Here is a 6,541-nt window from a genome sequence, read left to right as displayed (position 1 = left end):
TGGGCTGGAGAGATGGGGTTCCAGTGGGGGTGGGGAGCGGGGAGCGGGGAGCGGGGAGCGGGGAGCGGGGAGCGGGGAAGGGCGACATTGGGGTTGGTCGTGGGTTGGGGGTCGGGGAGGTACGGCGGGGTGTGATGTGAGGTGGGGGTCGGGGAGGTACGGCGGGGTGTGATGTGGGGTGGGTGGAGGCGACAGGGGGTGGCTTGGCGAGTGGGTTTGGCAGCGATGACCAGGAACGATCCATGACCCTCCTTGACGCCCTTGTGGTCTCGTAATAGAACACGTTTCAGTACCGCGATACCAAGCGCTTGATCAAGAGGTGAACCCGCGTGCGCATAGACCTAGTCGACAGGGACCTTTACGCGACTTCAGGACCACCCCACGCCCAACTGGCCTGGCTTCGCGCGAACTCCCCCGTCCACTGGCACGAGGGCGAGCCGGGGTTCTGGGCCGTGACCCGCTACGACGACGTCGTACACGTGTCGCGGCACTCCGATCTCTTCTCCTCCCACCGTAAGCTCGCCCTCTTCGACGACCTGGAAGAGGACCAGATCGCGCTGCAGCGCCTCATGATGCTCAACCAGGACCCACCCGAGCACACGAGGCGGCGCGCCCTGGTCAACCGGGGCTTCACCCCGCGGACGATCGGCGCGCTCGAACAGCACATCCGCGACATCTGTGACGACCTCCTCGACAAGCTGACCGGCGAGATCGACTTCGTCACCGAAGTCGCCGCGCCCCTGCCCCTCTACGTGATCTGCGAGCTCCTCGGCGCTCCCGTGGCGGACCGCGACAAGCTGTTCAACTGGTCGAACCGCATGATCGGCGCACAGGACCCCGACTACGCCGCCAACCCCGAAGATGGGTCGGGGGCCGCCATGGAGGTCTACGCGTACGCCAACCAGCTCGCCGCGCAACGCAGGGCGAACCCGAAGAACGACATCGTCACCAAGCTCCTCCAGCCCACCGAGAACGGCGAGACCCTCGGCGAGGACGAGTTCGACCTTTTCATCCTCCTTCTGGTGGTCGCCGGCAACGAGACCACCCGCAACGCGGCCTCCGGCGGCATGCTCGCCCTCTTCGAGCACCCCGACCAGTGGGACCGTCTCCTCGCCGATCCCACGCTGGCGAAGACCGCCGCCGACGAGATCGTCCGCTGGGTCTCCCCCGTCAACCTCTTCCGTCGCACCTCCACGGCCGACCAGGTGCTGGGCGGGCAGGAGATCAAGGAGAACGACAAGGTCGTCGTCTTCTACGCCTCCGCCAACCGCGACGCCTCCGTCTTCCCCGACGGCGAGACCTTCGACATCGGCCGCGACCCCAACCCGCACATCGGCTTCGGTGGTGGGGGCGCCCACTTCTGCCTGGGCAACCACCTGGCCAAGCTGGAGCTCCGCATCCTGTTCGAGCAGCTGGCCCGCCGCCGCCCCCGCCTGCGGCAGACGGGCGAGGCACGGCGACTGCGCTCCAATTTCATCAACGGCATCAAGGAACTTCCTGTGACCATCAGCTGACGGTGGGGAAAGTCCCCGTGACCATCAGCCGATGGTCACGGCGACAGGGCGATGCTGATGACACGCCACGGGATTGCCGCTGGTATGTGGGCTGCGTAGTCGCCATACCGGACGTCGGTGTGGCATCGGTAGTAGTGCTGGAGGCGGGCGGCGCATCGGATGAGCATCACCCCGTGGCCCTTCCCACGGCGGTCGGCCTGCGTGATGTTTCGGGTTGGTGGTTCTGGTTGTTCGGCGATGGCTGTGGGCTTGGTGGCCCGGTGGGTGGAGTGCCCCGGCGTGGTGGGGCGGGTGGGTAAGCGGAAGCGGGAGCTGCGGCGGGCCGCGCGGATGCGGCTGAGGATGCGGTTGGTGCCGTGTGGGCCCGGGCGCCAGCCGCGCTCGATCAGGGCGTCGGCCACGTGGTGCAGCAGGTCGGCGACGTGGCCGGGGATGACGTCGCGCCGGACGGCGATCACCCGCCAGCCGCGCCGTCGCAGCTCCTCCCGGCGGTCCGCGTCACGCTGCTGGTCGGCGGCCGAGGTGTGGTGTTGCCGCCCGTCGTACTCGACCGCGACCTTGAACTCCTCCCAGCCCATGTCGAGATAGGCGAACCGGTCTTCGGCCAGCGCGACCCGGATCTGCGTGGTGGGTCTGGGGAGGCCGCCGTCGATGAGGAGAACCCTGAGCCAGCTCTCCCTCGGCGAGGCCGCTCCCCGGTCGGCGAGACTGAGCGTGTCGCGCAGGCGCCAGCTGTTGAGCGGGCGATGCCACAGGGCTGCCAGGTCGATGCCCTTGCGGGCGAACTGGTCGACGATGGCGACGGCCTCCATACGGGGCAACCAGCGGGCGCAGTCGAGGGCGGTGCGTTCCATGGTGGTGATCCGCACGCCCTTGTGGTCGGTGATGTCTTCGTCGGGGAGGGGTGCGAGGTAGGTGACGCAACCGGGGATCACGAGGTGGCCGGGGGCGATCAGCTCGACGGGCCAGTCGGCCTCGGGGGCGGGGAGGACCTGCAGGCCCCAGATGTGCGCCGCCGTCTGGCGGCAGGCCACGACCTGGGGTACGGCGCGGGTGATGCGGGCGGCGCGCCGGGTCAGGGACGGCGGTCCGGGGTTGGTGCTCGACGGTGGTGTCTCTTGCGGGTGTCCGGGGCTTGGCTGGTTCATGGCGTAAGGATGCGCCGGCGGAGGTGGGTGCGAGGGAGCCGAACGGGATTCTGTGGATAACGAAGATGTGTTCGAGACCAGGGGCGGCCGGCTTCTGATTCTGTGGTTGATTGTGCCGTTTCGCGCCTTAGGTGGGGCGGTAGGCAGGTGGGACTGTGGGGACCGCGGGGCCGCGGGGCGGTGGGGCCGCGGGGCGGTGGGGCCGCGGGGCGGTGGGGCCGCGGGGCGGTGGGGCGGTGGCGTAGGTGGTCAGGAGGGCCAAGGAGCCAAGCGGGCTGGAGAGAAACCGGGCCCGGGGAGAGGCGGCGGGCGCGGGCCAACGCCAAGCGGGCTTGGGACTGGGGCAGGCGGGTCGGCACGGGCTGAGCGGGGCCAAGCGATCCGAGCGGGTAAGCAAGTGAGGTGGGGGAGGGTTGACGGGTGGTTGGTGGTCGCGGTGAGAATGCCGGGGTGACGATCACCAGCTGGCTCGCCGTCGCCGGTCTCCTCCTGTGGCTGGGGTACGAGGTCATGCTGCGTCGCCGTAGCGATGCCGGCGCCGCGAGCTCGGACGGCCGCGGCGCCGATCGAGGTAGTACGTTGCTCTGGTCGTCGCCTACAACCTGGCCATCGTGCTGATCATCGTTCTGGGCCTGGCCGGAGTGGGGCGGATGCCCGTGGGCGTGCGCTGAATCGGGCTGGCGATGATGGCCGCCGGGCTCGGGTTACGGGCTCGGGTTACGGGCCTGGGGCATGAGCGTGCTCGGCCGGTTCTACACGCGTACCCTGCACGTCACCGGCGACCAGCGGGTGGTCACCGCCGGGCCGTATCGGCTGATCCGCCATCCCGGGTACGCCGGTAGCCTGCTCGTCTGGACGGGCTACTGCGTGGGCAGCGGGAACTGGATCGCTCTCGTGGTCGTCGCCGCGCTGATGTTCGCCGCTTACGGGTGGCGGATCCGGTCGGAGGAGCTGCTGCTGATCGACACCTTCGGGGAGGAGTACACGGCCTACCAGCGCCGCACCAACCGGCTCGTCCCGCTGGTGTATTGACCGACGAGTGCGGCGCCCCGAGCCTCCTCGCCGCCCAGGACGGACGCGGAAGGTCAGGGGTGCAGGCGGAGGCCCTTCATGACCTTGTCCACCCCGTTCCTCCCCCCGTGCACCGCCACCCCCACCAGATCCAGCTCCTCAGCCCGAACCCCCGCCACAGCCGCCCGGTTGTCCTCGTCGTGACCGGTCTTGAACATCTCCTCGATGTAGACGGCCACGTCCATCCCCCGCCCCATCGCCTTCTCGCGGACCCCGCGCAGCGCCTCCAGGTCCCCCTCGTACACCAGCACGGGCTGCCGGAACAACGCCAGGTACGTGTTCCCCGACGCGTCCTGGTAAGGCTCTCCGACGGCCCCGGCGACCCCGCCGGCCAGGCCGCCGGCGAGGAAGGCGGTGACGTTGAGTCGTTGCCAGGCGGCCAGGTCCGCGCGCACCACGATGGCGATCTTGGTATCGAAACGCATGGCCACCACCCTCCAGCGTCTCCCCCGGCCGGGTCTTGAACGCTCGTGCGGCTACGCCTGGAGGATCGGCCGCCAGTCGGGCACCTCGTGGAAGCGCCGCAGCTCGGCGAGGCCCGACAGGAACCCGCCCCACGCCGCGTGCGGAGGATTCGACTGGTCGAAACCGCTCTGCAACAGCGTCAGCCGCGTCTTGCCCGCAGACCCCTCCAGCTCCCACGTGGCGACGCCGGTCTCGCCCCAGTCGACGCTGAGCTTGCGGCCGGCTTCGAGTTCCAGGACCTTCGCGGGGTCGGGGTTGTTCTCGAAGCCGCCCATCGCGTACCGGCCGCCCACGAACGGCTCGATCTCGATGGGATAGCCGAACCACTTCGTCACCGTCTCCGACGAGGTGATCGACTCGAACACCGCCTCGGGCGAGGCGTCGATGGAGACCTCGACCCGCATCTCCGGCGAGGTGAAGTCCTGCATGGGCGTGGGCTCGCGGCCCTCCAGGTGCTCGCCGAGGATGGTCAGCACCTGGCACCAGTACGTCTGCAGCACGCCCCGGACGCTCTTGCCGGTGATGACGTCCTGGAAGTCGAAGTGCGTCTGCGACACGGTCACCACTGTGCGCCGTTCGTCCGTCTCGTCCGGCGCCAGCGTCAGCTCGGTGGTGGTCTCCTCGCCGTCGAGCAGCCAGGCGAAGCGCAGCGTGCGCTCGTCGGCGTGCAGCAGCCGCTGGTGCGGCGCGTCGCCCTCCGGCGTCGTACGCCCCCAGAACGCGAACCGCTCGGGCAGCTCCACCTCCACGTGCTCGGCCAGCCAGATCCGCAGGACGCCGGGGTCGGTCAGCGCCCGGCGCACCTCCTCGACGGGCGCCGGGATGTTGGCACGCACGATCAGGGGCTCAGTCATCGTCTCGTTCTCCTTGTGCGGGCTCGGCCTGGGGGTAGCAGGCGACGGCCAGTTTGAAGGCGTCGCCCTCGGCGCCGCCGTACCGGGTGAAAAGGTCCTGCAACGTGCTCTGCAGGTCGTTCAGGAACTCCTGCCGCTGCTCCGGACGTACGCGGATCTCTCCGGACACTCCGATGGACGGCAGCTCGGGCGCGGCCCTGTCGAGGGCCGCGATGTCGGCCTGGACCTCCTCCATGAGGTCGAGCAGATAGCCGAGGCTCAGCTCGTCGCGAACCTTGCGCAGCCCGATCCGGCCGACCAGGCGCGGCGACAGCCAGTACGACCGCGCCCCGGCCTGGTAGATGCCCTCGTGGATGCCGCGCACCCTGCGCTCGGAAACCTGGTCCACCAGCCCGGCCTCGACCAGCCGTTTGACGTGGTAGTAGACCCGCTGCGGCGTCTGGCCGAGCCGTTCGGCGACCTCGGAGCAGGTGCGCGGCTCGGCCAGTTGCCGCAGCACCTCCACGCGCTGCGGCTTGAGCAGGGCCTCGGCCTGCTCGATCTCTTCCAGATACAGGACGTCTCTCATCGCAAAAACAATCTTTTACGTAAAAAATCTGCTTGTCAATAGAGAATGGAGGCATGACGCATGACTGGTCCCGCTACTGGCGGTCGCCCGACCTGCCGATCGAGGCCATGCACGCCCACTTCGAGCGGCACGTCTACCACCGGCACAGCCACGAGACCTACTCGTTCGGGCTGACCGAGACCGGCGCGCAGTCGTTCAGCTGCCGGGGCGCCGCGCACACGAGCGCGGCGGGCATGGTCATGGCCTTCAACCCGGACGACCCCCACGACGGCCACGCCGCGGACGCGCTCGGCTTCACCTACCGGATCGTCCACCTCGGTCCGGAACTGGTGGCCGACGCGCTGGCGGACGCGACCGGCCGCCGTACGGGCCTGCCGCTCTTCGACTCCCCCGTGGTGGACGATCCGGCGCTGGCGTACGCACTACGCGCCCTGCACGCGGCCCTGCTCGACGGCGGCACGACGGCGACGGCGCTGCGCCGCGAGGAGCTGCTGACGGCCGCGGTCGCGGGCATCGTCGGACGAGCGGCCACCAAGAAGGCCGGAGACGCCGCAGACGCCGGGAAGCGGGCCGCGCCGAAGATGGCCAGGCGGGCCAGGCAGGCGCTGCACGATCGTCCGATGGACGACCTGACGATCGACGACCTGGCGCGTGAGTGCGGCGCCAGCCGTTACGCCGTCTACCGCGCCTTCCACGCCGAGTACGGCCTGCCGCCCAGCGACTACCAGCGCCAGCTCCGCCTCAGGAGGGCCCGCGCGCTGATCGCCGCGGGCGAACCGATCGGCGAGGTGGCGGCGGCCACGGGCTTCGCCGACCAGAGCCATCTGACGCGCTGGTTCACCCGCTGCTTCGGCCTCACCCCTGGCGCCTACCGCCGCGCCGCCCAGGAGTAGCGCCGTCCGGGAACAGCACAGGGAATGA

Annotated in this window: 6 protein-coding genes and 1 pseudogene; 3 read left to right on the top strand and 4 right to left on the bottom strand. The window is 69.7% G+C overall.

Annotation, left to right across the window (positions count from 1 at the left end):
• Positions 1-329 precede the first annotated feature (329 nt).
• A complete protein-coding gene (locus B0I32_RS51270; RefSeq protein ID WP_106252258.1) occupies positions 330-1,514 on the top strand; it encodes a cytochrome P450 in 1,185 nt (394 codons plus the stop codon).
• Positions 1,515-1,549: 35 nt separating this feature from the next.
• On the opposite strand, the gene B0I32_RS51265 is transcribed toward B0I32_RS51270, so the two are convergent.
• Positions 1,550-2,662: an endonuclease domain-containing protein gene (locus B0I32_RS51265; RefSeq protein ID WP_106252257.1), complete on the bottom strand. Its 1,113-nt coding sequence runs from the start codon at positions 2,660-2,662 to the stop codon at positions 1,550-1,552.
• Between the two features lie 720 nt (positions 2,663-3,382).
• Between B0I32_RS51265 and B0I32_RS51260 the strand changes: the two are divergent.
• Positions 3,383-3,694: pseudogene (locus tag B0I32_RS51260) on the top strand (methyltransferase family protein); the annotation flags it as partial.
• A 53-nt stretch (positions 3,695-3,747) separates the two neighbouring features.
• On the opposite strand, the gene B0I32_RS51255 reads toward B0I32_RS51260, so the two are convergent.
• From B0I32_RS51255 to B0I32_RS51245, 3 genes are read right to left on the bottom strand one after another with little or no spacing between them, the layout of a single operon-like run.
• Entirely contained in the window at positions 3,748-4,158 is a 411-nt protein-coding gene (locus tag B0I32_RS51255; protein ID WP_106252274.1) for a DUF2000 domain-containing protein, read from the bottom strand.
• A 51-nt stretch (positions 4,159-4,209) separates the two neighbouring features.
• Entirely contained in the window at positions 4,210-5,052 is an 843-nt protein-coding gene (locus B0I32_RS51250) for an SRPBCC family protein (protein WP_106252254.1), read from the bottom strand.
• Positions 5,045-5,620 carry an ArsR/SmtB family transcription factor gene (locus B0I32_RS51245; RefSeq protein WP_106252252.1) on the bottom strand — a complete coding sequence of 192 codons (576 nt, stop codon included), beginning with the start codon at positions 5,618-5,620 and terminating at the stop codon, positions 5,045-5,047. Before B0I32_RS51245 ends, B0I32_RS51250 begins: the two co-directional genes overlap by 8 nt.
• A gap of 53 nt (positions 5,621-5,673) precedes the next feature.
• Between B0I32_RS51245 and B0I32_RS51240 the strand changes: the two genes are divergently transcribed.
• Positions 5,674-6,513, top strand: coding sequence for an AraC family transcriptional regulator (locus B0I32_RS51240; protein ID WP_106252250.1), 840 nt, complete (start codon positions 5,674-5,676; stop codon positions 6,511-6,513).
• The last annotated feature ends 28 nt before the right edge of the window (positions 6,514-6,541 follow it).

The organism is Nonomuraea fuscirosea, assembly GCF_003001935.1.
GTDB lineage: Bacteria > Actinomycetota > Actinomycetes > Streptosporangiales > Streptosporangiaceae > Nonomuraea > Nonomuraea fuscirosea.
The sequence above is the reverse complement of the archived record's forward strand: the minus strand, read 5'-3'. Positions and strand labels throughout refer to the sequence as shown.

Excerpts from the sequence above, each read along its gene's own strand:
- B0I32_RS51265 (WP_106252257.1), bottom strand. The coding sequence starts at position 2,662 with ATGAACCAGCCAAGCCCCGGACACCCGCAAGAGACACCACCGTCGAGC.
- B0I32_RS51245 (WP_106252252.1), bottom strand. The coding sequence starts at position 5,620 with ATGAGAGACGTCCTGTATCTGGAAGAGATCGAGCAGGCCGAGGCCCTG.
- B0I32_RS51250 (WP_106252254.1), bottom strand. The coding sequence starts at position 5,052 with ATGACTGAGCCCCTGATCGTGCGTGCCAACATCCCGGCGCCCGTCGAG.
- B0I32_RS51255 (WP_106252274.1), bottom strand. The coding sequence starts at position 4,158 with ATGCGTTTCGATACCAAGATCGCCATCGTGGTGCGCGCGGACCTGGCC.
- B0I32_RS51240 (WP_106252250.1), top strand. The coding sequence starts at position 5,674 with ATGACGCATGACTGGTCCCGCTACTGGCGGTCGCCCGACCTGCCGATC.